Genomic DNA, 23643 nt, shown 5'->3' with positions numbered 1-23643 from the left:
CAACGTCTCTACATAAATGATGTGTCCTAACCACTATGGCGGTTGCTATAAATGCGTCTTAGCCTATAAATTTTTTATCGCCGTTTAGCGGCTGCTTTTTTCTTGGCTGCTTTCGCTGCTTTCTTGGCGGCTTTTTCGGCGGCGATCGCGGCTAACCTTTCTTGTTCTTTCTCCTCAGCTATTTTATCCAGATAGTAGTGGTAATCCCCCAGATAAGTGCGGAACTCACCATCGCGAATTTCCACAATTTTGGTCGCCACCTGGGAAATAAAATAACGGTCGTGGGAGACAATAATCACGGTACCGTCATAATGCTGGAGGGCTTCCTCTAACATTTCTTTGGCGGGAATATCCAGGTGATTGGTTGGCTCATCCAATAGGAGTAAATTTGCCGGACGCAATAGCATTTTGGCTAAGGCTAGACGCGCTTTTTCTCCCCCACTTAGGGATGCGACTTTTTTGAATGCCGTTTCACCACTGAAGAGAAATCGCCCTAATAAGGTGCGAACCTCTTCATTTTTCCAATTAGGAACCTCGTCATGGATGGTTTCCATGACGGTTTTAGTTGACTCTAGGGCTTCGGCTTGATTTTGCTCAAAGTAGCCGGGGATCACATTATGCTTACCCAGTTCCACAATCCCTTCGGTGGCGTTTTCCATCCCCATCATCAGGTGTAATAGCGTGGATTTCCCTGATCCATTCGGTCCCAAGAAAGCAATGCGATCGCCCCGTTCAACCAACAACTCTGCACCGAGGAAAAGAATCTTATCGTCGTAGGTATGCACCAATTCCTTAATATTGACTACCTCGCGACCACTCCGAGGGGCTGGGGGAAAGCGGAAATGTAAGCTTTTTAAGCTACCCGTTGGTGCTTCAATGCGTTCAACTTTTTCTAATTGTTTCTCGCGGCTTTTTGCTTGGGTGCTGCGGGTTGCACTGGCGCGGAACCGTTCAACAAAGGCTTGCTGCTTTTCCAGTTCTTTCTGCTGACGCTCATAGGAGCTGAGTTGGGATTCTTTCATCTCAGCTTTTTGCTGCAAGTACGCCGAATAATTGCCCAGGTAGGTGGTAGAGACGCCGCGTTCAGTTTCCACAATCTGGGTACAGAGGCGATCCAGAAATTCCCGGTCATGGGAAACAATCACCATCGGGGTTTTTAATCCTTTCAGGTAATTTTCTAACCATTCGATGGTTTCTAAATCGATGTGGTTTGTCGGTTCATCTAACAGTAATAAGTCAGGGCTTTGCAGCAGTATTTTGCCCAAACTCATCCGCATTTGCCAACCGCCGCTGAACGCACTGACTAGGCGATCGCCATCTTCAGGGGCAAATCCCATTTCCGGTAATATCTTCTCGATTTGCGCTTCCAGGCTATACCCATCCAGGGCTTCAAACTGACGCTGCAATTTATCCAACTTGTGGATTAGGCGATCGAGTTGATCGGGATCAGCTGTTTCCATCTCCCGTTGCACCTGCGCCAGATTATGCTGTACTTGATTGGCTTCCGTAAATACCGTCCAAAACTCTTCGCGCACCGTGCGACTGGGATCAACTTCAAATTCTTGGGTGAGGTAAGCGATATGGAGACTCGCTGGGCGGATCACTTCCCCCGCCGTGGGTTCTATCTCCCCCGCAATAATCTTGAGTTGAGTCGATTTACCCGCACCATTAACGCCAACTAAGCCTATGCGATCGCCCGGTTTGACTTCCCAGTTGACATCCTTGAGAACTTCGCCAGTGGGATAAATTTTACTAATGTGTTCTAGTCTCAGCATGGGTGTATTGTCTCAAGCAGATTACAGCAGGGAGATTGAGCGATCAGACGTTTTAGGTGCGCCGCTGACTCTCCATCCGAGTTTATCGTAACAAAATTTAATGGATCGATTTAGAGATTCTGATTGAATTGGCAATGAAATTCCTACCCTAATCGAGGGCGTCGGTTCGTGCAACCCGAAAGACATCTGTAGGGGCGGGTTTAGCCGTTTAATTAGGGTATCTACCGATAATCTATCAACAAAACCCGCCCTTGGTCATACAAAAGAGGGTTGGGTATCGTATCGTTTTGTCGGGGCGGGTTTAGGGGTTTAATTAGGATATCTACCAATAACCGTTCAACAAAACCCGCCCTTGGTCATACTAAAGGGTGTAGCAGGGTTAGCGGTGAGAGGGTATGGAAACGTGGTACAAAGAAGACTTGGCATATATCCACGATGTCGGATTCCGGGATTACGCCCTGAAATCTGCACCTGGTATTTTGGCAATCCTCGTGCAACACCAAATAAGAGAAGCTTTAGTCGTGGATTTGGGTTGTGGGAGTGGATTGTTGGCGCAAGAACTGGTAAAGGCAGATTATCACGTTTTCGGCATTGATAGTTCAGAGTCTATGATTGCCATAGCACGAACCCGAGTCCCAGAAGCGGAGTTTCTGGTTGAGTCATTGTTTAATGTAGATATCCCAGCATGTCATGCTGTCACCTCCATTGGTGAATGCCTGAACTACCTGTTTGATAAAAAGAGCGATCGCGCTTCACTAACCCAGCTATTTTATCGTATTTATAGCGCCTTAAAACCTGGGGGTGTTTTCATTTTCGACATTGTGGAACCCGGACAAGTTGCACCAGGAATACCCAGCCAAGGATTTACCGAAGGAGAGGATTGGCTGGTACTGGTGGAAAAGCTGGAGGATCGTGAACAGGAGATATTAACCCGTCGAATTATTACGTTTAGGAAGGTGGGGGAATGCTACCGACGGGATGAGGAAGTACATCGCCAGCAATTATACCAAGCGACAGATATTGCCGAACAACTGCGTCAAGTCGGTTTTGAGGTGCAAACAATGCGAAGTTATGGTGAATATATTCTGCCGAAATCTCGTGTAGCGTTTATCGCACGTAAACCCGCATAACAGCAGCGATATATCACAGCTTGCCATTGAACAAATCATAACAATTTTAGTTATTGCTATTCAAGACATTAGTTGGCATTTAACCCTTAGCCAATTAATCCTTGTTGTTTAGCTAATGTGTGATTTAGCACAACCACAGAATTTGCCGATAAATGCCAAGTTTTTACGGTCGAGTTTAGTGCTTTTTTTAGGGCGTCCTGTAAGGGTGGAAGCCATTCTTCTTTATGTCCATTGATCACTAATAGTAAGCGAAAATCATTTTTTTATAAATCGAGTGTCTGAAAGAGAGAAGGTAATTCTGTCCATGTTGCATGGCGTTTTAAACAAGTTGCCATACAGAGATTCAGCCCGTTCGTCAATTTCTCTCGGATTTCTTCGATAAAATCGTCAAACCCTGGTTGTGTTTCAGGACGAGGTGAGCTAGATTTTGCTTCAATAATCCATACCTTTGGTGAATTGGGAGGATGTAGTAACAAAAGCTCTGCTATCTTAACGCCCTCCTGGATGTCTTGGTAGGTTTGACTTTTTTCAATATGGAAGCAATGTCCTTCTGGATCAAGTCCGAACGTCATTCCAGATTCAATAATCGGTTGAGTGGTCATTGAAAAGCCAGCCCCACTTCTTCTTTGTAAAGTTGGATAGATTCATCAATGATAGGATTACTCGGCAAACCATCTTTTAGATCAGCAATCGTCCACTGTTCAGGATTAGTTGAAATGATTTTGATTGAGATTTCATTTTGTTGTTGAGCGATGAGAAATAATTTTTTGATCACAAAGTAAGAGTAACTTGCCATGAAAAACTGGATTCCGCACTTCGCTAACATAGCGATAACGTCAAGTAATTTGGAAATGGCGTTTGGATGTAACGCCGCTTCTGGTTCATCAATAAAAATGATAGATTGCGAATCAAGATAGCGGTTTCCGAGTAAAGTATCGAGAATCGAAATTTTCTTGATGCCTTCTGCCGTCACTCCAATAGAGAACTTTTGATTGCCTTTCTTAAATTGCCAAATTCCTAATCGTTCGTCATACTCAATTTTGCCGTCTAAGATATCTTTTAGGTTTCTTCGCGATTCAGCAAATTCTCTATAATTTTTGCCACCTTTAGGAGATTGACGCAAGGCGCGGGCTAGGTCTAGGTAGGTATCATCAAACCCAAATGTTTTGTCTTGTTCACGAGATTCTAAAATGATTGAGTGCAGAGAAATAACTTCTTTGGCGGGTAAAAAAATTGAGTTACTCTCGCGAGGTTTAACATGATTGTCTAAGTTTTGAATAGTCTTGGTTGTATCTCTGCCAAAAGTATAAACAAATTTTTGATTATCAACGTTAATCTGGAATGATAAAGGTTCATCCGCCCCTTTTCTCACGAGTTCGCCGATTTTCTCCGTCTCGAATGTCCAGTAAAGTTTGTCTGCCAGTATTTCTTCAGCGCTGCGCGGTTCATTACCCCGTTTATAGGTTTCCAAGGTTCGCATGGCACTGTAGAGAGCCTTGAGTAATATTGTTTTACCTGTGCTATTTTCACCAATAATTAAGTTAATATTGCCTAAGTGTTCGCACTTAAGCTGGTCTATCAGACCAAAATTTTTGAGTTGAAGGCTGTTTAGCATGGGTTATTTCTCTCGACTTTCTGCACGGTAAGTTTAACTCGACAACAGCCAGAGTGGATTAGCTATGCTCTCTTTATGATAATCTGAATAGGTTGATTGAACTGACGCGATTTCCCGGCGGAAAAGCTGCGCGATCGCAACTAGCTCTTCCAACTATTGTAGGCTAACAGCTTTAACAATGTTCTCAGTGAAGCATTCTGACACTGATGCTAATCCTCATTTGAAAGGCGGAATGCTAGATGGTAAACCAACACGCATGAAGAAACGTGCAAATGCTTGGGAAAAGTGTTCTAGATATGGCGACTTTAACCGCCAACGCCGACCTAGTTCAGTTGCGTGTTTCACCAGATAATCATACGGCAGACTATATATCTCTCTAAAATCTACAACGAGTGCTTTTCGGTTGTCTTCAGGGTTGGTTGGTGATGCCAGCAGATGCAATCCCTCAACTCTACCTTTTAGAACCTCGTTCCATCTACCCTTTTTGGCAAAAGCTGGGTTAATTTTCTCAAACTCCGATACCGGGTAAATGGGAGTCATCGCCACTAGACGCGCCTTTTTATTCTCAAGATCACAGCTTTGGGTTACAATAATCAGATCGAATTCGTCCACTTGTACCTCTTGGATGTCGCTGTTTTCAGCAAAATTTGGGCTAAAAACGGGTACAAGACATCCAGGCAAGTAGTCACCCTGCCTAAGCATTGGTTCGTTTACCTGCACCCAAAAATTCTCTATCGTCATTCGTCATCTAAGTCCAGTGAGTACGAAAGCGGTTTTCCACGCCTCTTATTTCGGTAGCGCACGCGCACAGAAAAGGAGCGATTTGGTGGCATAGGGCGATAGCTAATTTCTTCAATATCTACTAGAGACTCTAGTAATTGCTCACTAGGGGTCAAATGTTGCCATATCATCTCTGTTAACTGAGCAAGTTTCTGTCGCTCTTGACTTTGCTGTTGGGGTAGCAATCTTGACTCTCGCACCAGTAATTTTGGTGAGGTTATGATGCCGTCAGAACGGGGGTGAGCAATTGTAGCCATTAGTATATTAACTCCCGAATACGATCAGTAATACAAGATTCAAACACTTGATCTATGCGGCTGTGCAGTTGTTCCAGAATATGCCAAAGCGCTGCATAATCATTGGGTAAATCGGTTTCTCGAACTAGATCAATATCTAAAAGGATAGAAAACACATCTGGGCTAGATGGTGGAATAATTGCCTGATTGAGAATTAGCTGGGAGCTTAAATCCTCTTGAGGAATTTGTAATTGCATGAAGTAACCACTTAGACCTTGCGGCAAGTCGGGTGAAACTTCAGGCACTGTCCGTAGGTAGTCTTTTAAATCCTCCAAAGGAGAAGGCAGATCCAGGCGATTTATGTATCGCAATGCTAACCGAACAATGCCTTTTGGGTTGGTCACTGATTGATACATGCTCCACAGTCGCTTGGCTTCATCTCGGAATGTCTCCCATCCGTCGTAGGGAGTGAACCGACTGAAGGTGAAACCATCTAGTCGAGACTGAAAAATCTGCGTTTGGTCGCTGCTTGAGAAGATATAGCCGACTTGGTTTTGACTGGCTGTAGCTTCCACACCAGAACTCGCTACCATTTGACCCTGAAAACTCATCAGTTCCTGGCGCATCGGGTAGTCGGCTGTGATGCCTGCATCCAAATCTAGGGTGGAAAGTGTCACTCCATCAGGAAGCTCAACCCGTAGGTCAATCAGAGCTTCGGTGATCGGTGCGCGTGAGTAGTGTTTTCGGGACTGCATACCAATCATTGTATACCTATAAGGCTCTCAAAAGTATTGCCTGATTCTAGTATCTCCATTAACTTATTGGTATTTTTATACAATCGACACAGCCCATCCTCTAAAATGACTTCTGAGCCTCATCTGAATCATCCAGAATTAATACCTTCTCTTTTTCCAGGAATGAATTCTTAGTGAGTTCTTATATTTTTCCTACTCGGCAATGACTCCCATCGTACTCTAAACATCCAATTAGTGCTTCTAAGATCCTAATCCAAACACTTGCCTGAGATTTGGTGGCAGATCAAATGCTGTGTCCATTCCACTGACATCATCCCATATTGTTTCTATATTCCAGATTATTCCTCCTAGGAATGCACGACTAATGTTAGCACTACTGAGGTTGGCATCTTGGAGGTCAGCACCTCGGAGAATTGCACGACTAAGAGATCCGTATTTCAGGTTAGCCCCCATTAGATCAGTACTCAGGAGTTCAGCACCACTTAGATTAGCACCACTTAGATTAGTATAACGGCAGGATGCATGATTTAGAAATGCCTGATTCAATTGGGTACTACTGAAGTCAGCACGATCCAAATTAGCACCTCGTAGTTCAGCATTACTGAGATTAGCTTCTCGGAAGTTAGATCCCGTCAAGTTAGCACGACTAAGATTAGCATGGCTGAGTTCGGCACTACTGAGATTAGCGCTGCGGAGATCAGCACCACTTAGATTAGTGTTACTGAGATTAGCGTTACTCAAGTTGACTCCCCGCAAGTCAGCACTACTTAGGTTTGCATTACTAAGATTGGCGCTACATAGATTAACCCCCTGAAGGTCAGCGCTATGTAAATCCACACCACTTAGTTCTGCATGGCTCAAAAATTTCCCTACAGTCTGTACAAATACATCAATTCCAATACAGTAGCTGTAGCCAATAATCCGCCGTAGTCGAGAGCTGTCAAAATCATCATGATCTGGCTGACCACAGGGATAAAAATAAACTGTTTTTTTCAGATTTTCTTTGTCTTGAGCAAGGCGATGTAAGTCTAAAAGTAAAATTAATATATTTAGACCTGTATAAATATCTACGGTGTGAATATCTGCCAATCGCTGTCCCACGAAAAATTTCGGATCTTGCCCTTGCTGCTTTTTGGTTAAAGGAAAGTTTTTCTCGATTGTATCAACATCAATAAAATCTCCATCACACCAACGAAAATAGAAATCCTCTAGGCGTTCAAATAGGATACCTGTATCGATTGTCTCACTGGTATTTAACCAAGCGCTCAGATATTCTACAATATCTGGCGTCAGCCCTCCATAACCCAGTAGGTCATAAATTTCCCAATTCATATCATCTCTCGATACTTCATACGAGGTTTGACGCTTGCCTCCTTTTATTGTCCATGCTTCTAAACTTTCTCGCAGCCGCTCAGCAAACAAAAAATCACTAAAGCTTTTGTGTACAAACTCAACTGAACCATCTCGTCCACTGGTCGGTTGTAAGTAAAAAGTGGCAAGAATATTTCTCAGAGGATTTTCCTTGTCTTGAGTCTGTGATCTTTCTAAAGCTTGAGTATACTCTTCACTTTGGCGACGTAACCGTTGTTCAATCATGGCGATTGATGCATATTCTCCACCAGACTGAACTACACATAGTCCAGCTTCAGCCAGAATTCTTCGCAAATTTTGTACATCTAATTCTGTTAGTGCGGTATTTAAATTGTACCCTTGGTCAGATCGTTGTTTAGTGAGAACCCAATTAAGAGACTGTTCATAAATCAAAATCTTGGTTTCAACACTACTACCTTGCTCAAACATTTCATTATTTAACTGATTATCCCGATGCATGGCTGCCAAGAGATATAGTAATAACGGCTCTCTAGCCAATTCTCGTACTCGGTCTGGCAAACGTTCATCTTGTAAAAACTGGCGAAATGCCGTCGTTTTTTCAGTTCCTACCTGAATTCGCCACTTATCAAGCCATTTTTTCTGGCTTTTGTCATCCATGGGTATGATTTTCACACGCTCCAGATTATTTGGAATCGACAGCTCAATGCTTGGACTCTGTAAGGACAAGGATCTACCGGTGATCAAAACTCTGTGTCCCTTTTCACTATTCTCTTGACAACGTTGTTGAAATTTTGCCACTTGGGTGATGAATTGTTTTAATCCTCTATCACTTCTCCCTTGCAATAGCAATTCATCGAAGCCATCCAGCAAAAACAAAAATCGAGTATTGCCATCTGTTAACCAACCACTATCACTCGTAGCAAAATCCCAGCCGATAGCTGTTTGTAGAGTCTTTTCTAAATCCTTGTCAAAAGTTGTGATATCGCGTAACCGGATTAAAATCGGTATCCAGATGGGATACAAGTGCTGTCTGACCCAATCGGCAAACATGCGACAAAATACACTCTTCCCCCGTCCAGGTCCACCTTCAATGAACATGACCTGATTTTGTTTACCAGAATCTTCAAGTATCTTCTGCGTCCATTTCTCTATATCAATTGGCTTTGACCTTTCATCTAGTTCACCACTTGGCTTTACAGGTTGCACTTTCAGCGATACATAGATATCTTGGAACGTAAATTCTTCATCAAATACTCGCTCAATTGGCTTCTGCTTGATTTGCCTATCTAGATAGTTGTCAATACTCTGATATTTTGCCAAGTCTCGCCGCCAGCCATCACGATACAAGTCGGCTAGGCGTTTGACTGAATCTCCTGCCTCAACTAAGGCTTGTATCATATATCGGTGAGTACCGTGAGCAACCCGCCTTGATAAAAGCTGGGCTTGAGTTTTATTTAGTCCTGCCTGACAGAACCGAGCGGTTAACACCTTGTTGAAATCGTGCGCTAACTTGGATTCATGAAAGCACAAAAGTGCTTTTTTTGCTTCTGACTCATCCAACTCAAGCTTCTGACCTAAACGTCTAATCTGCTTGACGATTTCTGCTGAAGTTCGAGTTTTCCCAATTCGGTTTAACTCTGACAAAGTGTGTTCAGGTAAAAACTCATAAGTTTTCTGTAAACTTTCTAAATATGCCGCTTGGCTCACAAATGCCACACACTCTTCTAGAGAGAGTTCTCGCTTAGTTTGTTTCAGGTAAAATGCTAGTAGTCCTGTCGCCAATGGGATGAACGGTAAGCTTGCCCCCAGAATTTGAGCTGGAGGTGAGTTTAGTACCTCTAATAGTGAGGAAATTTTCCCCATCCATGGGTCTAATTGCTGGACGTTGCTGCCTTCTTCTTTGAGTGTCTTCGCCAAATCCAAAACGGCTTTTGCCGCCTCGGTTCCACTCTTTAGTGTTTCTGAACCACTCGTTACTTGCTCGACTGAAAGCAACTGATCAACGTCAGTATTCAAAACCTTCCAGACGTTTTTCCAAAGCTTGCTTGCCATGGCTACTTATACTATTGATGACCCATTCTCATAGGGTAGCTACTTTTTCTCTTGGTTGTCACCCTCCACAAACTTTGACAACTAAGAGGAGTCAAAACAAAAAATGTATCATATAATACAAAAATCGGTCGTTCTGCCTTGTCCTCCTGATCCTCCGCTCCCCTAACGTCTTAACCAAACACTCCTCAATCTCCTGAGCTTCAGCAAAATTTTCACCTTGCTGTCTCCAGAAGGATAAGCTATAGTAAAGAGAAAATCTGTGAGTCACAACCTCCATTTGGTATTACACTAGTTGTATTACACAGTTGCCGACTTTTGAAACGACTATATATCATATCCGTTTTTTTTAATGCGTACAATTGCAATCCATACGTCAAAGGGAGGCGTTGGCAAAACGACTTTAGTGGTTAACCTTGCTTATGAGATAGCCAAACTTAACTATAGGGTTTTAGTGGTTGACTTGGATGATCAAGCTAATGCTAGTCTTTCTTTAGGGGTTAACAAAGCTGATCAATTAGATCAAGCTTCTAGTTTTGAAGAATTTAAAATAATTTTAGAGACTTTCAAGGAAAGAAAAGAACTCATAGATTTTTTATGTGACTACGAGTTACCCAGGTTTGATTACCAAGAATATATAAGACCATCTGCTCTAAATGCAGATCTAGAAAATATATCTACCTGTAGTGGTCTAATCGACGTATTACCGGGTAGTTATCAAACTACCGATCAGGCAATTAGTAAATTTATAACGCCGCAAACACGACTGAATACAGCACTTCAGACACCAGGCATCGCTAATAATTATGATTATGTAATCATTGATACACCTCCCAGTTCAACGGATATTGCGAAGGGGGGCTTAATTGCAGCTCAGTACCTACTTATTCCAACTCAGCTAGAATATCTATCAGTATATGGGATCAATACACCACTAGATTTCCTGCGCCAGGTTCGACAACAATTTGCGAATAGAGGTATGGTTCTGGGAATAGTTCCCATGATGACGCAAAAAAGATCACGACTTAATAGTATGGTTAGACAGTTACTGAAAAAACGACTTGAGACGGAGGATAGCATACCCATATTGCCAGAAATCCATCGCTCTGACTATATTAGCCAAGCGTCGAGGGCACGTAAGCCGATTTCTTTATTCGCTCAACAGCAATCGAAAGCTGAAAATATCGCCAAAGAATTTATCGACTTGACTCAAAAAATTTTAGAAAGAATAGAGGTTATTGAAAAGGACAATAAAAATGATTGAAGATTTAAAAAAAATTGAAACGAAACCCTATTTAGTTGCCGTGAACCAATTAGAGGTTCCTCCGGGTAAACCGGAAGTTTCAAAAGCAGAACTTGAAAATATTTCACAAGCATTAAAAACATGGAGCACTAATTTTTCTCTTCCGATTGCTTGCTTAACGGATCAGGACAATAGCTATCGTCTCTTGACGGGTTTACCTATCTATCAAGCGGCTGTAAATGCAGGAATGCAGCGAATTTGGGTATTTTTGATTTCGGCAGATCAGAGGGACACTGAAAAAGCCATTGAACAAGCTCTGTTACAGTCAAAACTCAATCAAATTATTCTTGATTCTCAAGATATGACTAACTTTATAAATTTCCTGAATGATCATAAATCTGATCTTACTCAAATTTATGGTATTGGGGATAATTATGCCAAGCAAATTATTAGTAAACGCCCTTATAAGGATCTAAAGGATTTGCAAAAAAAACATGGTAATAAGCGACCCTTGAATTGGGCAAAAGGCTACAAAAAGATGAAAAGTGAAATTTAGATTCACTTCTTAGAGATACTCACTTTAAAATGTAGGGGCGACTGTAGGGGCGCAAGGCTTGCGCCCTCCGCCGGAACGTCTTTACTAAATGATGTGTCCTAACCGCTATTGCGGTTGCTATAGCATAAACTTCTGTGCCATCGTCTTAAGCCTCCCCCAACTCCTGTAACATCCTTTCTATTGTTACTTTCAACGGCGGTAGATTATTCTGCACAATTGCCCAGACTAAATTCAGCGATACGCGGAAATATTCATGTACCACAAGATTTCTGAACGCGATAATCTGTGACCATGGCACCTGAGAATATCGATTCATCAAATCAGCAGATAACGAATTTGCTGCTTCTCCAATAATCTGGAGATGATGAACAACCCAAACCTGAATTAGTTCTTGTTTGTCAAACGCCTGTCTACCCTGACCAGCATATCGTTCAATTGCCGCAATTGCATCTAAAATATCTTGCAGCCTTTCAGCCTCTCGCCTCATAGCATCACAGCCTCATGCAAAATGCGATCGCGACTGCGTTCTTTCAACATATCCACCGTAGCGATATCCACTTTGCGATTGAGTAGCTGTTCTAAATCAATTAATAGTCCTCCGGGAAACCAGGGGGTGATTTTTGCTAAATCATAGTCAACCAAAAAGTCAATATCGCTGTCTTCCGTTGCTTCTCCCCGCGCCACCGAACCAAACACCCGCACGTTGTAGGCTCCATGCTTTTGGGCAATAGCCAGAATTTGCGATCGCTGATCGTGCAACAAATCTTTAATGCCTAACCCTGTTTTGCTAGTCATGCTGCTACTCTCGGTCAACTAATTCATCCTCCTCTGACTCATCCAGATACAACCGAATAAACTCCTCGGCTGCTGCTGGATTAAGCTTATTCAGTCCCTTCCTAATTTCTAGGATGGCATCACCTCCTGGATCTCGACTTTCATTGACCCAATGGTGAATTGTTGATCGCCCAATACCCATGGCTATCGCCAACTTGTTTTGGCTAATGCCGTAGGCTTCCAACACCTGTCTTAAAGATTTTCCTGCCTTTCGCATGGTTTCTATAGTGCCAGAGGCAAATGACTCATCTAAATACAAGCCAATAAACTCCTCGGCTGCTTTCGGATTAATCGTATTCAGCTCTTTTCTAATTTCTAAGATGGCATCACCTCCGGGATCTCGATTTTCATTCACCCAACGGTTGATACTAGAACGCCCAATACCCATCGCCACTGCCAACTTATTTTGGCTAATGCCATAAGTTTCCAACACTTGCTTTAGTACTGTCCCTGTTTTTCCCATGCCTAAATTTTGTCAAAGGCTGATGAAGGCGAAATGGGAACAAAACACCTTCTCTAAGACTATTCCTCATCCTCCTCTGACTCATCCAGATACAAACGAATGAACTCTTCTGCTGCTGCTGGATTAATTTTATTCAGTCCCTTCCTAATTTCTAGGATGGCATCGCCGACAGGATCTGCCACCTCATAAACCCAGCGGTGAACATTAGAACGCCCAACTTGCATTACCACGGCTAACCGATTTTGGGTAATGCCATAACGTTCCAAGACCTGTTTGAGTGCTTTGCCTGCTTTTCCCATGCCTCAGATTGTGTCAGAGACTCATAACTGAGTAAATGTTCCATATATGGAGAACTAAGGTATGATGATATTGTTCTTTATATGGAACAAAACAAAAAAAGGTGGTATAACGTCCTCTGGGTACATATCGAAGGATTGGGCGGTTACTTGATCAGGCAATGGTGCGTTACGCTACGCTAACACACCCTACAGATAGAGACTAGGCGTAAGTCCCAGATATACTCCAAGAAGGCTTTTCTCGACTTGAAGCCATCTGGCAACAACGGCAAACATATTTGTGCGATCGCTATGGCAAAATAAGAAAATCTTGGCACGCACGACGAGGAGGCTAACCCTGATGTTCAGAATCGGTAAAATACTCACCGCTTTATCACTCTCGCTATTTTTACTGGTAACGGCTTGTGCTGCACCATCAACCGCTCCCCCACCCTCAACCGAAGCGCCTCAAACTAGCACTCAGCAACCTACTCAGGTTTCTGGTGAACCTTTAGCTGGGGGGCAGTTTAATCAATTCTTCCCCAACGCTAGCGGTGATTATAAGCGAGTGTTTGCCCAAGAGAAAACTGGATTTGCCGAAGCCAAGTTGAAACAGGATGGCAAGGATGTGGCGGTGCTGTCGATTAATGATTTAGCCAATAACCCAAGTGCGGCTAAGAAATTTCAGGATAGTTCTAAAACAATTGCTGGATATCCTGCTGTCGAACGGGGGAAGACACAAACCGCGATTCTAGTTCGCGATCGCTTCCAAGTCAAAGTCCAATCCCGTGACGACTCTTTTACCCCTGGCGATCGCGAGGCTTGGTTGGAACAGTTTGACCTGCAAGGATTATCCCAACTCAAATAAAATTGGTCATTCGTCAAAACACTGATTTCCCAGATTTATTGTCCAGATGCGGGTAGGGGATGAAAGCTTAGTTACACTGATTACACAGAAAGGTTAGTTCTCTATCATTGGTCATTGGTCATTGGTCATTGGTCATTGGTCATTGGTCATTTGTCATTGGTCATTGGTCATTTGTCATTGGGAACAAAGTATAGCCTTACTAAGGCAGGTTAGGACATTTTCTACTGTTCCCTGTTCCCTGTTCCCCGTTCCCTGTTGGGATTAACTGATGTCCTTTCCGTACCTCGTAGTGCTATAAAGATATCATTGAAACAATTTATAGGAGACTTTACATGAGTAAATCTATTATTGAATTAGTTGATAATTTACCTGAAGGTGGACTAACCGTTTCCGTCTTGAAAGCCTTAGACTTTGTTGCTCCTGGTGATTGGCAAAATGTGGTTGGCTTTGAAAATACCGTGCGCGAGGTTACAGGGGAAGATGATCCGGCATTAATTCAGGATATTAGTGAACGCGCTCTTTGGCTCTATAACGATAAGTCTCAAGGCTATCAACGGGCAATTTGGCTGTTCCAATCTGTTGATAGTGCGGATTTTGCCCTCGGTGCGGCTGCTTTAGCCAATAAAATCGGTGAACGAGTTTCGTTTTTGGGATTTTTAAATCGACTTACGCCCAAAGCTGATACGGCACAAACCATCGATCTGTGTTTAAAAGTTGTGGCAGAATTGGTGGCGTTTTGTCAAATTAACGGCATTCCTGGAGACAGTATTGGGGATTTTGTCAATGCTTTAGCTGACTATAGCGGTGAGTCGATGATCCGGATGGCGGGACTTATCTGTCTTGATGGTTTGATTCCTCTAGGTCCTGATTTCATTCAAGTGGCACAATCAACGCTGTCTGGATTAAGTCCCTCGCGCTTAGAGCAAAATTCCACCTTTCAACAAATCAGCAGCTTAATTCCGGGAGAGAGTTCTGAAGGGAAGCTGAACTTTATTGGGGAAAGCTTCGATGCGGTGAAAGGTTGGATGGGGGGTGTGGTTGCAGCAAAAGGATTGACACCTCAAAAGGTGGTTAATCACCTGCAAGGATTTGTGGAAATTGCGGATGATAAGTTGGACTATCTGGCTGCGTTTTTAGACACGTCAACGAATTATTATGAACATACTGGAACTCAAACCGTCGCCCGCCGTTTAATTGAACGAGCAGCGGCTGAAATTTGATCAATAGCTTTCCCGTTCAATCGATAAAAAGTAGACGGCGAATGGAATTCACGTCTACACAAACCAAGTCCGCCTGCGCGGACTTTTAAGGCAAATTTTAGTTGATTTCCCTCAACCCCCCTAATTCCCCCCTTTTAGATCCCCTTCTTCCCTTTTTAGATCCCCCTTCCGTCCCCCTTAAGAAGGGGGAGACCAGAGGATGTTTCACTTTTTTTGCCCGGGGGAGGATAGCGGATGCTGCGCTTTTGTAGCACGGAAGGGGGAGAATTCAAAGCCTCTCTCCTTGCAGGAGAGAGGTTTTCCAGAGAGGTTTTCCAGATCCCGACCAAAAGTAAGCTTATCCAGTCTGAAATCAATTGCTTTTAGCGCAATCGTCGTTACACAAAACTAAAGTAACTATCATTCAAACTCAGACTGCTTTCACCTTGTACAATACCAATCAATTCATCTTGACCTGATGGTGTAGAAGACTGGAGGAAAACGCCAATTCCTGATGGTAAACTGGGGGAAACCGTGGCGAGTTGATAGTCAGCCGCACTGCCATGAAGTTCGATGATATCTTGATTGATATCAAAATCAGTAATTAGGGCGTAATCGGTAGAACCATCGGTTGTCCCGTTAGCATCATCATAATAAGCGCTGAATACATCTCCAAGTTGGAACACATCCGCACCAAAGCCACCGATAAGACTATCCACTTCCCCTAAACCGGGATTTGCCAGATTGAGTTCAACACCAATTAGCAGATCATCACCGCGATCGCCATCAAGACGATCATTCCCTGTACCGCCGAAGAGATAGTCATCACCGCGATCGCCAAATAGCATATCACTTCCGGCTTCACCAAACAGGTTATCATCGCCGCGATCGCCAAACAGGGTATCATCGCCGCCACCGCCGACTAAATCATCATCATCGCGCAAGCCAGAGAGAATGTCATCTCCAGGAGTGCCAAACAAGATATCATCGTCATCGGTGCCAATGAGTTCAGTATCGGAAATTAGCACATTGTCATAATCCACAAATAAACCATTATTAGAATTATTGGTTTCATCGGTTTCAGCAAGTGTTCCGTCTTGATCAATGATCATGCCAATGTAGTAAATTCCATCACCATTCCAGGTAGAATCATTAATTCCTGGCAAGGTTAACCCCGTTGTATAAGCACCAATGCTGTTACCCGCTAAACCATTAATTGTCGTACTACCGAGGAATTGATCCGCCGTATCGATAGTATTATCGGTAGAAACGTAGAAAGAAACATCAAACGCTCCGGCGGCAAAAATTTCCGTGTTTTGCACTTCAAAATTGACATCGAAGTGATCACCAGCCGCTAAGGGTTCCTGCACTAAGTTGAAGTCTACGCCAACTAAATCCGCTAGTTGGGTATTATTAATGACCACATTATCCGTATCCAACATCAAGCCAAGATTGGCATTATCCGTCTCAATTGTTTCCGTGATATCATCACCTGAATCAATCATCATGCCGATATGGTAGCTGCCATCTCCACTCCAGAACGCATCATTAGCTTCAGGGAGAATAAAGTTGCTGGTAAATGTGCCACTACTATTGGCTGCCAATCCAGTGAAACTGATTGTATCTAGCAGTAAATCTGAGTTGCTAATATTACTATCACTGGACAAATATAAGGATACATCAAATGCACCAGCCGCTGCTGCACCACTATTGTCAATCGCCAAGTCAATGTCGAAACTATCACCAGCATTGAGCGGTTCGGGGGTGACATTGAAATTCAGTCCAGACAAGTTTGCTATCTGGGTATTATTGATGGCTACATCATCGTAGTCGAACAAAAAGCCGACATTTGAGTTATTCGTTTCATTACTTTCCGTGACATCGGCTCCCGAATCAACCTGCATACCGATGTAATAGGTATCATCTCCATATAAATCCCAGAAGGAATGATTAACTCCGGGCAAGTTTAAGCTAGTGGTAAAGGAACCCGTACTGTTTCCGGCTAAACCATTAATCGTGGTACTGCCTAAAAACTGGTCAACTGTGCTGATCGTGTTATTACTGGAAAGGTAGAAGGAAACATCAAAAGCACCAGCGCTGCTCCCTGTGTTGCTAATGTCAAAATCAATGTCAAAACTATCACCGGCATCTAGAGGTTCTGAGGTGACATCAAAATCCAACCCGGATAAGTCAGCCAATTGAGTATTGTTGATTACTACATCATCGTAATCATATAAATAGCCAACATTAGAGTTGTTTGTTTCATTACTTTCCGTGACATCGGCTCCCGAATCAACCTGCATACCGATGTAATAGGTATCATCGCCATATAAATCCCAGAAGGAATGATTCACTCCAGGCAAGTTTAAGCTAGTGGTAAAGGAGCCTGTACTGTTCCCAGCTAACCCATTAATCGTGCCACTATATAACAAATGATCCGTGGTGCTGATGTAGTTATTACTGGAAAGGTAGAAGGAAACATCAAAAGCACCCGCGCTGCTTCCCGTATTGGTAATGTCAAAATCAATGTCAAAACTATCACCGGCATCGAGGGGTTGTGGAATGATATCAAAATCTGACCCGGATAAGTCAGCTAAATTGATCACCCAACCTAAATCCTCAAAGATTCCTAATGTTACCGCACCCGGATCATGGTGCGCCTCTCCCGGAGCAATGTAAGGTGTCATCAAAGCATTAGAATTTCCACTTCCATAAGTCGCTTCATCCAAGTGGGCATAGCTAGAACCCAATTCCCATGTACTCGGAGCATACAGCTTGGGATTCGTGCCACCATTAGCAGCAACTGCATTACTTCCATTGAAGAACAAGTTATCGCTGGTGAGTTGAGCGCCTAAAGCAACAGAGTTATTCGGAAATGTATCGATAAGTTTTTGACCCGAACCATTCACTGTAAAGTGATCGTAAATCATGGGTTGGCTCCACCAACTCCCTTGTCCAGTGCCGAAGTCATAGTCCATGTTACCTAGAAACCCCAAGCCATGACCTAATTCATGCAAGACAACAGAAACAAAATCATACTGTCCTGTTTGTGCATTACCATCAGTGCCAAAATACCAGTTCGAGTAATCGCTATTGAAGTTAGCATTAATATCATGGGCAGTGGTATCTAAATCGAAGCCAGCCAGACTATTGGCGAGGGCGCTGGGATACAAGGTATTGGCGTAGGCAGCATTGGCAAAGTTGTAGTCATAGTCATTGGGTCCAGCAGAACCGAGAGCGTTTGTTCCGAAAGGAGTCCAATTGGCTTCAACTTCAATCGGAACTGGCGAAACAATCAGGTTTTCCCAGATATCAACCGCGTATTCAAATGCTGTTTGAGCTTCGGTGGAAAAACCGTTATAGTTAACGTTGATTGTAGAGGTTTGAGTCTGAGCGGCTAACAGATTTGGCGTTGTCGTTGATTCTGCCTGTTGAGTCCCTTTGTCAGTGAGTTCTAAGCTTGTCTGCCTACTTGAAACGATGTTTGCTTGAGGTGTCTGATCAAAATTCTCAGTTGCCGTACTCGAACTATCTGTGTCAAGCGACAAATTCTCGGCTTCTGCTACACCAAAGAAATTACCAAACATCAGAGCCAATTCGGTGGAGAAGGATTCGTCGTGAGATGCCATAAGAGTCTCTCCTGTGTAGGGAAAATTGTGTGCAGATGTCAGATGTTGACCTCTCTGCCCTCTTGTGTCTCTCAGGAGTTGACCCTTATGCAGTTTTTTGTATGGAAATTTACCTTTTACAAAAGTTTATTTTTACTTGACAAATTGACATCAAACAGCTATTAATAATCCCCAATCTGTCAGTTGCGGTAATGTTTCAACCCAGCGAATAACACCAGCGCGATCGCAAGTCCCCCAGCGACTCCGGAAATCAGCAGGGTATCTGGATGACGCACCGCGATCGCACCATAAGCCCAGGCAATTACCAGAGGAAAGGCAATATCCGATCGCTGAATAATCACTGTTGCTGTAATCGCCGCCCCAACCAGTAGGACAATTGCCGTCCACACCGAGGGGTCAATCCCCCAGCCATTCCAGCCCAGGTCATAGAGTACAATTGCCACATTTAGAATTGTAGCTACACTGATCCATGCTAAATAGATGCTCACGGGAATGTGAACATACCATTTCTGCTTCCGAGATACCTTGACAGAACCAATGCCCAATCGCAGATACAGTCGAATCAGTGGCAGTAAAATCCCCAGCATCGCCACCAGCGACAGCGCAAACTGGCGAAACTGGAACAGAAACACCCAAGCAATCTGGGCAACACTCGCCAGCACTAAACCATAACCCATCTGACGCAGATAAGGATTTTGCCGTTGGTTAGGCAGTACCTGATAGATTCCCAAACTAATCAAACCCAGATAAATAATTCCCCATATAGCAAAAGCATAGCTGGCTGGAATAATCTTAATCTCGCCAAAAATAGTATTGGAGATTTCGCCAATGCTTAGTCCACCAATCGGCGCGATGTTTGCCCAGATATTAATCCCAAAAGCAGCAAGGATCGCACTCAATGTGAGAACTTGCCTGAGGCGATCTGAGTTGAAATCGGAGTTTAACTGTTGCATGGTCTAGCCGAGTTCAAAGCTCGGTTATGCTGGATGTCATTTGAGTTTTTGTTTAATAAATGCCACAAGTTGTCCCATCTGCTTCTTCAACCCATCCACTTCTGTCTGTAACTGTTCAATTTTGGCATTTAAGGCTTGAACTTCGTCTGATGAAACACCAGCAGCTTCAGGTGCAGGGGCTTCTTCTTTGGGCGGCGGAGCCATGGCGGGGCGTTTTTTCGCCTTTGCCATCGCTTCCTTAATTGCATCAACCAGTTGCTTCTTTTCAAAGGGTTTTTCAACAAAGGCAAAATACTCAAACGGCTCCGGGATTTTCTCCGTGACTTCTTCCTTACGACCTGACATTAAGACCAAGGGAATGCTCTGGAGAACACTGTCACTTTGAATTTGTTGGAAAACATCCCAACCACTCATTTTAGGAAGTAGGAAATCTAACATAATTAGGTTGGGATGCTCCTGGCGGATCTGATTAAGACCTTCAATACCATCTTTGGCTTCTAGAACTTCAAAGTTACCGGGAGGCAACATTTCTTTAACACGCATCCGGATAACTCTACTGTCATCAATAACTAATATTTTATGGCTTGCCACGACTGACTCCTTTGGAAAGGTAAAAGAAAAACGTCTTCAGCCCAGGTAGACCAGACCCCATAACTCCTCTCAGACAGACCTCACAGAGTCTGTTTGCGGGAAAATAACGGATGACCGACCGACACCTGTAACTCTTTTGCTGTTTTGAGATTGAACCCAAAAGCACTCGTTGTCCATGATTCTAGAGTAATCTGCTTGGTTGGTTGAGAGCAAAACTCGGATCAAATCAGAGTCAGAGTAAAATGCTTTACCATTTTTATCGTACAGAGTAACACTGTTGCTGATAGCTCACCACAATTATTATGGATTTGCCGACTCAACCCAATCTGTCTGCTAAAAACCTTTGGCGAGAGGAAATTACTGCCCTACCCAGTTGGTTGCGACGCCCCATTGGTAACGCCAGTGATATCTCCACGGTGCAACGCATTGTGAAACAACGGCAAATTCACACGATCTGTGAAGAGGGGCGCTGTCCCAATCGCGGGGAGTGTTATGCCAACAAAACGGCGACCTTTTTGCTAATGGGTCCAATCTGCACCCGTGCTTGTGCGTTTTGTCAAGTGGATAAGGGTCATGCTCCCATGCCCCTTGACCCGGAAGAACCCCAGAAAATTGCTGAATCGGTTCAGTTGTTGGGATTGCGGTATGTGGTACTGACATCAGTGGCGCGAGATGATTTATCAGATCAGGGTGCGGGTTGGTTTGTTGCCACAATGGATGCGATCCGGCGATTGAATCCAGAGACCCAAATTGAAGTGCTAACGGCAGATTTTTGGGGTGGGAGAACTCAGGAGAATCAAACGCCAACCGAGTTGCAGCGCCAACGGGTGAAGACGGTGGTTCAGGCGCATCCCGCTTGTTATAACCACAATATTGAAACCGTCAAACGACTGCAAGGACAAGTGCGCCGGGGTGCCCAATATGAGCGATCGCTTGATGTTCTGTGCATCGTCAAAGCCCTTGACCCGACCATTCCCACGAAGTCAGGATTAATGGTAGGACATGGCGAGACAGAAGCCGAGGTGATCGAAGCCATGGAGGATTTGCGCCGCGCTGAATGCGATCGCCTCACTCTAGGGCAATATATGCGTCCCTCCCTGGAACACCTGAAAGTACAACGCTATTGGACACCAGAGGAATTTGAGCGACTGGGTGCGATCGCTAAAGACATGGGTTTCACTCATGTTCGTTCGGGTCCCTTGGTTCGCAGTTCCTATCACGCGGGTGAATGACCAGAATTGTGGGATTCACTAGGAGGACAAGAGAACAGCGAACAGTGATTGGATTCATCAAGCCTTGTCGTGTGTCGTTCGTCCACCGATATTCAGCCCTGGATCAAGAGGAACACCAGTTCCATACGATTCAGTCACTTCCTGGGGTAAATTGGAAATAACGGGTTCCTCAGTATCTTCTTCTTCTACAGGTGTATCCGAAACCAGGTCAGTATCTTCGATGGGTACATCAGAAAGATTTCCGGCTTCTTTTGGGTTGGGTTCGTTGTTTGCTTTAGGAGTCATATCAGCCATAATGTTTCTGTGAATCCTGCGACTATCTATAACTGCAACCTATCTTAGGATTCGAGTAAATCGAATCTGCAAATAGGTTCAACAAGAGCGGATGGAGTTACGTCGGGTCATGCGTCGAGCAAGACGAGGAAGGCGGATTAACCGAAAGTTACCCTACTCTGAGCGGTGTCATCGTCAAAAGCGGTTTGATAGTGCGACCCGTTTGCCAGAAACCACATTCTGTGGAGGATTGGCAGCATGACTCATTTGGGTCATGACAACTTTATCAGTTTGGTGGTGAGGGAAAAATCCCAAGTCCACCCGCCTAAGTGCAGGGCTGAAAGCATCATCCCCAGGTTTGCGACTGGTCATCAACGCCTGAAGCGGGATGAAACGGGGGCAACACTGACAGCCCAAATCAGTGTCCTCCTAGCAACTGATTATGGACAGCGAAAGCGAACTCTCACCGAACCGTCGTCACGCTTTACTTGCGAAAGGGCTGACACGCAGGGGTCAAAACATGACCAAAGTTCACATGATGCCAAGAGCGTTGTTGAGGTCTTGGATGCACCCATCAGAACTCGGCGGATAGAGAGGTTCCTAAAGTCAGAAACCAAAGCTGGTAAGGAACGAGTTAACCCTTCGTATGCTCTCGGAATTCCGAGTAGGTGCCAACCGGATGCTGCGAAGTGGAGGGATTGGGTTAGAAGCCAACGTCTCACTGTAATGGTGGGAATACGCTAACAAACCCACGAGGTTACAGAAGGTGAAGCTACAAGTAGCAGTGTACAAATCATGAGCGAGTTAACGACTACGTATGAGTGGAACACAATCCCCTGGCGCAAGCTAGAGCGGAAAGTGTTTAAGCTGCAAAAGCCGATTTACCAAGCCTCTCAACGAGGAGACATCAGAACAGTCCGAAAACTTCAGAAACTTCTGATGAAGTCCTGGTCAGCAAAGTGCCTCGCCGTCAGGAAGGTTACACAAGAAAATAAGGGCAGAAAAACGGCTGGAGTAGATGGGGTAAAATCTCTCGAACCAAGCCAAAGATTTGCTCTGATTAAGCAACTCAAACTCAAGGACAAATCCCAACCCACTCGTAGGGTATGGATACCAAAGCCTGGAAAGGATGAGAAACGACCTCTTGGAATACCAACCATGTACGAAAGGGCGCTTCAAGCGCTTGTCAAACTGACTCTAGAGCCAGAATGGGAAGCAAAATTCGAGCCGAACTCCTACGGTTTTCGACCAGGAAGATCCGCCCACGATGCTATCAAAGCAATATGGGACAACTGCACGAACAAACCCAAATTTGTTTTAGATGCAGACATTTCCAAGTGCTTTGACAAAATCAATCACAAGGCTCTGTTGGATAAAGTCAACACATTCCCAACACTACACAGGCAACTAAAAGCCTGGTTAAAGGCTGGGGTGGTCGAAGACTTCCAATTCCATCCAACAGAAGAAGGAACGCCTCAAGGTGGATGTATATCACCTCTACTTGCTAACATCGCCCTACACGGGATGGAAGAAAGACTGCTTCAATATGTTGAAACAGTACAACTGAAATCTCTCAATGGTGGGTCATTAAGCAAAGCCCAAAGACGTAAAACGTTGGCAGTAATCCGATACGCCGATGATTTTGTGGTCATGCACCGCGAACTGTCAGTAGTAGAAGAATGCCAGAAAATCCTAAACAAGTGGTTGGTAGAAATAAAAAAGTCCAGTTGTTGCAGCGAAGCACGGGGCTAATCGTCGTGCCTATACCTGGACTGTCAAACCTCACCGCGTCGAGCGGCACGGTTTGACCTCTATTCCTCCCCGCATTGCTTCGCGCTCATGCGGGGTCTCACGA

Annotated in this window: 22 protein-coding genes and 2 pseudogenes; 7 read left to right on the top strand and 17 right to left on the bottom strand. The window is 44.1% G+C overall.

Annotation, left to right across the window (positions count from 1 at the left end; genetic code table 11):
• Positions 1-74: 74 nt before the first annotated feature.
• The gene (locus RIE73_RS32490; protein WP_446405099.1) at positions 75-1775 is read right to left on the bottom strand and encodes an ABC-F family ATP-binding cassette domain-containing protein; all 1701 of its coding nucleotides are present in this window, start codon (positions 1773-1775) and stop codon (positions 75-77) included.
• A 395-nt stretch (positions 1776-2170) separates the two neighbouring features.
• Here RIE73_RS32490 and RIE73_RS32485 point away from each other — a divergent pair, with 395 nt between their 5' ends.
• Positions 2171-2905, top strand: a complete 735-nt coding sequence (locus RIE73_RS32485; protein WP_446405098.1) for a class I SAM-dependent methyltransferase — start codon at positions 2171-2173, stop codon at positions 2903-2905.
• A gap of 263 nt (positions 2906-3168) precedes the next feature.
• Here RIE73_RS32485 and RIE73_RS32480 read toward each other — a convergent pair whose 3' ends face one another.
• The 6 genes from RIE73_RS32480 to RIE73_RS32455 all read right to left on the bottom strand — a co-directional run bounded on the left by RIE73_RS32480 (position 3169) and on the right by RIE73_RS32455 (position 9675).
• Positions 3169-3507 (bottom strand): hypothetical protein, encoded by a 339-nt coding sequence (locus RIE73_RS32480; RefSeq protein ID WP_446405097.1) that lies wholly within the window; start codon positions 3505-3507, stop codon positions 3169-3171.
• Positions 3504-4520 (bottom strand): AAA family ATPase, encoded by a 1017-nt coding sequence (locus tag RIE73_RS32475; RefSeq protein WP_446405096.1) that lies wholly within the window; start codon positions 4518-4520, stop codon positions 3504-3506. Before RIE73_RS32475 ends, RIE73_RS32480 begins: the two co-directional genes overlap by 4 nt.
• A gap of 216 nt (positions 4521-4736) precedes the next feature.
• A complete protein-coding gene (locus RIE73_RS32470) occupies positions 4737-5261 on the bottom strand; it encodes a hypothetical protein (protein WP_446405095.1) in 525 nt (174 codons plus the stop codon).
• On the bottom strand, positions 5258-5557 hold the full coding sequence (locus tag RIE73_RS32465; protein ID WP_446405094.1) for a hypothetical protein: 300 nt from the start codon (positions 5555-5557) through the stop codon (positions 5258-5260). Before RIE73_RS32465 ends, RIE73_RS32470 begins: the two co-directional genes overlap by 4 nt.
• Positions 5557-6291, bottom strand: coding sequence for a TIGR04255 family protein (locus tag RIE73_RS32460; RefSeq protein ID WP_446405093.1), 735 nt, complete (start codon positions 6289-6291; stop codon positions 5557-5559). The genes RIE73_RS32465 and RIE73_RS32460 overlap by 1 nt, the downstream gene beginning before the upstream one ends.
• A gap of 240 nt (positions 6292-6531) precedes the next feature.
• Positions 6532-9675 (bottom strand): pentapeptide repeat-containing protein, encoded by a 3144-nt coding sequence (locus RIE73_RS32455; protein ID WP_446405092.1) that lies wholly within the window; start codon positions 9673-9675, stop codon positions 6532-6534.
• Positions 9676-10024: 349 nt separating this feature from the next.
• Here RIE73_RS32455 and RIE73_RS32450 point away from each other — a divergent pair, with 349 nt between their 5' ends.
• Positions 10025-10936 (top strand): ParA family protein, encoded by a 912-nt coding sequence (locus tag RIE73_RS32450; RefSeq protein WP_446395315.1) that lies wholly within the window; start codon positions 10025-10027, stop codon positions 10934-10936.
• Positions 10929-11471 (top strand): hypothetical protein, encoded by a 543-nt coding sequence (locus RIE73_RS32445; RefSeq protein ID WP_446405091.1) that lies wholly within the window; start codon positions 10929-10931, stop codon positions 11469-11471. The genes RIE73_RS32450 and RIE73_RS32445 overlap by 8 nt, the downstream gene beginning before the upstream one ends.
• Positions 11472-11616: 145 nt before the next feature.
• Here RIE73_RS32445 and RIE73_RS32440 read toward each other — a convergent pair whose 3' ends face one another.
• The 5 genes and pseudogenes from RIE73_RS32440 to RIE73_RS32420 all read right to left on the bottom strand — a co-directional run bounded on the left by RIE73_RS32440 (position 11617) and on the right by RIE73_RS32420 (position 13067).
• Positions 11617-11958, bottom strand: a complete 342-nt coding sequence (locus RIE73_RS32440) for a HepT-like ribonuclease domain-containing protein (protein ID WP_446405090.1) — start codon at positions 11956-11958, stop codon at positions 11617-11619.
• Positions 11955-12266, bottom strand: a complete 312-nt coding sequence (locus RIE73_RS32435) for a nucleotidyltransferase family protein (RefSeq protein ID WP_446405089.1) — start codon at positions 12264-12266, stop codon at positions 11955-11957. The genes RIE73_RS32440 and RIE73_RS32435 overlap by 4 nt, the downstream gene beginning before the upstream one ends.
• A 4-nt stretch (positions 12267-12270) precedes the next feature.
• Entirely contained in the window at positions 12271-12522 is a 252-nt protein-coding gene (locus RIE73_RS32430; RefSeq protein ID WP_446405123.1) for a helix-turn-helix domain-containing protein, read from the bottom strand.
• An 87-nt stretch (positions 12523-12609) separates the two neighbouring features.
• Positions 12610-12768, bottom strand: a pseudogene (locus RIE73_RS32425) (helix-turn-helix domain-containing protein); the annotation flags it as partial.
• A 59-nt stretch (positions 12769-12827) separates the two neighbouring features.
• Positions 12828-13067, bottom strand: coding sequence for a helix-turn-helix domain-containing protein (locus tag RIE73_RS32420; RefSeq protein ID WP_446405088.1), 240 nt, complete (start codon positions 13065-13067; stop codon positions 12828-12830).
• A gap of 334 nt (positions 13068-13401) precedes the next feature.
• Here RIE73_RS32420 and RIE73_RS32415 point away from each other — a divergent pair, with 334 nt between their 5' ends.
• Both RIE73_RS32415 and RIE73_RS32410 read left to right on the top strand, forming a co-directional pair.
• Positions 13402-13911: a hypothetical protein gene (locus tag RIE73_RS32415; protein ID WP_446405122.1), complete on the top strand. Its 510-nt coding sequence runs from the start codon at positions 13402-13404 to the stop codon at positions 13909-13911.
• 332 nt (positions 13912-14243) lie between these two features.
• Positions 14244-15131 carry a hypothetical protein gene (locus RIE73_RS32410; protein ID WP_446405087.1) on the top strand — a complete coding sequence of 296 codons (888 nt, stop codon included), beginning with the start codon at positions 14244-14246 and terminating at the stop codon, positions 15129-15131.
• 377 nt (positions 15132-15508) lie between these two features.
• On the opposite strand, the gene RIE73_RS32405 is transcribed toward RIE73_RS32410, so the two are convergent.
• The 3 genes from RIE73_RS32405 to RIE73_RS32395 all read right to left on the bottom strand — a co-directional run bounded on the left by RIE73_RS32405 (position 15509) and on the right by RIE73_RS32395 (position 20283).
• Positions 15509-18739, bottom strand: a complete 3231-nt coding sequence (locus tag RIE73_RS32405) for a CARDB domain-containing protein (RefSeq protein WP_446405086.1) — start codon at positions 18737-18739, stop codon at positions 15509-15511.
• Between the two features lie 179 nt (positions 18740-18918).
• On the bottom strand, positions 18919-19692 hold the full coding sequence (locus tag RIE73_RS32400; RefSeq protein WP_446405085.1) for a tryptophan-rich sensory protein: 774 nt from the start codon (positions 19690-19692) through the stop codon (positions 18919-18921).
• Positions 19693-19728: 36 nt separating this feature from the next.
• Entirely contained in the window at positions 19729-20283 is a 555-nt protein-coding gene (locus RIE73_RS32395; protein ID WP_446405084.1) for a response regulator, read from the bottom strand.
• Between the two features lie 302 nt (positions 20284-20585).
• On the opposite strand from RIE73_RS32395, the gene lipA reads away from it, so the two are divergent.
• Entirely contained in the window at positions 20586-21515 is a 930-nt protein-coding gene (gene lipA, locus RIE73_RS32390; RefSeq protein WP_446405083.1) for a lipoyl synthase, read from the top strand.
• A gap of 57 nt (positions 21516-21572) precedes the next feature.
• Here lipA and RIE73_RS32385 read toward each other — a convergent pair whose 3' ends face one another.
• Both RIE73_RS32385 and RIE73_RS32380 read right to left on the bottom strand, forming a co-directional pair.
• Positions 21573-21809, bottom strand: a complete 237-nt coding sequence (locus tag RIE73_RS32385) for a hypothetical protein (protein WP_446405082.1) — start codon at positions 21807-21809, stop codon at positions 21573-21575.
• Between the two features lie 174 nt (positions 21810-21983).
• Positions 21984-22160, bottom strand: coding sequence for a hypothetical protein (locus tag RIE73_RS32380; protein WP_446405081.1), 177 nt, complete (start codon positions 22158-22160; stop codon positions 21984-21986).
• Between the two features lie 423 nt (positions 22161-22583).
• Between RIE73_RS32380 and RIE73_RS32375 the strand changes: the two are divergent.
• Positions 22584-23513: pseudogene (locus RIE73_RS32375) on the top strand (reverse transcriptase domain-containing protein); the annotation flags it as partial.
• Positions 23514-23643 lie beyond the last annotated feature (130 nt).

The organism is Coleofasciculus sp. C1-SOL-03 (assembly GCF_040220555.1).
Taxonomy (GTDB): domain Bacteria; phylum Cyanobacteriota; class Cyanobacteriia; order Cyanobacteriales; family Coleofasciculaceae; genus Coleofasciculus.
This window is presented reverse-complemented; position numbering and strand designations above follow the sequence as displayed.